Origin of the sequence: Bacillus sp. LB7, from assembly GCF_030449715.1 — a bacterium.
Lineage (GTDB): Bacteria > Bacillota > Bacilli > Bacillales > Bacillaceae > Bacillus > Bacillus paralicheniformis.
Genome location: NZ_JASGCA010000051.1, coordinates 1 through 1364, shown reverse-complemented (window position 1 = coordinate 1364; position 1364 = coordinate 1). Strand labels below are relative to the sequence as shown.

1 protein-coding gene is annotated in these 1364 nt (G+C 46.3%); it reads right to left on the bottom strand.

Annotated features, from left to right (window positions below; genetic code table 11):
• A partial coding sequence (locus tag QMZ64_RS22990; protein WP_483298511.1) for a phage NrS-1 polymerase family protein occupies positions 1–1364 on the bottom strand: 1364 nt, incomplete at both ends.

The following is a 1364-nucleotide window of genomic DNA, read 5'->3' as shown; positions in this document are numbered from 1 at the left end:
TTACCATTCCGACCGTTCCCAAATAGAAAGAACATGACCTGTTCTGTGGTGTCCCCGGTCAGCGAATAGCCAATTGCTTTCTGCATGAAATCAATAATTTCATAGTTTGGTGTGCCCTGGTCATCTATAAAAATACTTTCCAAGAAAGCTTTCCAGTTCGGACAGTCGGCATCCGGTTGATAAGAGACAGGAGATATTTTTGTAAAAAGCAGATCCCGATCATGCGGCAGACGTTCTCCTGTTTTCAGATCAATCACACCGTTATCGCAATTGAAAAGATATTTGTGGGAGTCCAGTTCCTGCTTCCTGACTGAAACCATTGGTCGGACATCTAAAATGGTGTTCATCCGTATATTGCGGCGCTCGCATTTCTTCGCCCAATCATTGAGCTGTTTTTTTCGGAATTTGTCCTCTGTGGCCTTTGCCTCGCCGTATAATGCCCGTAATGTTTTCGCAGTGATGGCTTCAATTTTCCGTTTGCTGTCTTCTTCCCATCGCTTGCCGTTCCAGATCAGCCAGTCAAGCTCGTTACAGTATCGGATATTCTTTCCGTGGTAGTAGACAATTCGTTCAGCATTGCCAAGCTCCGTTAAATGAAAGACCGGCGGGGTGTCAATGATCTCTTCGATATCCTCAACTTGAGAATTAGAATTATCGCAATGGGAAATGTACACCTCATACGGCTGTTCCTGCTGCTCTTCCAGCAAATCAGAAATTGTGGTATGAGTAGAATAAACGGCAGCAGCAATGGTCATGTCTCCATATGTAGCGCCGTCAGATGAATGCTGTCGATCCCATTTCTCCCGAAACAACCCTGACTCCCGAAACATCGAATCCATTTTTGCGGGATCCTTATCCGTCCAGAATGCCAAGTGATTACATAAAGCCATATCTGTGGCTGAGTGATCTTCATTTATCAGATGACCGTTAAATAGATCCTGAATGCTCTTCCCGTTCTTGCTGTTGAACATCCTTTCCCATATCTCCTTATTTGAGAGATTGCTCATATCACGGGATGAAGCAGCAGGCGGGTTGGACGGTTTCGATTCTTCTTTTTTGTCCTTCAAATATTTATCGAACAGCTCTTTGAGCTCGTCCGTTCGTTCTTCAACGGCCCCGATCCCGAGGCTGTTACCGGTAAAGGTAAAGTAGCGGCCGTGGCGGTACACTTCCAGCCCAAGTTCAGGATTTTTTCTCCCTGTGCCCGGCCCTCGCAATGGGATCTTACCTTTTGTGATGATGTGGACTCCTTTACCGCTGGGTGAATATTCGGTGTAGCTTCCAATAGCCTGAACGATTTCCTCAGCGAACGGGGACAAGACACCGTCCTCCACACAATGATCTATGTCTATGCCGATGAACGG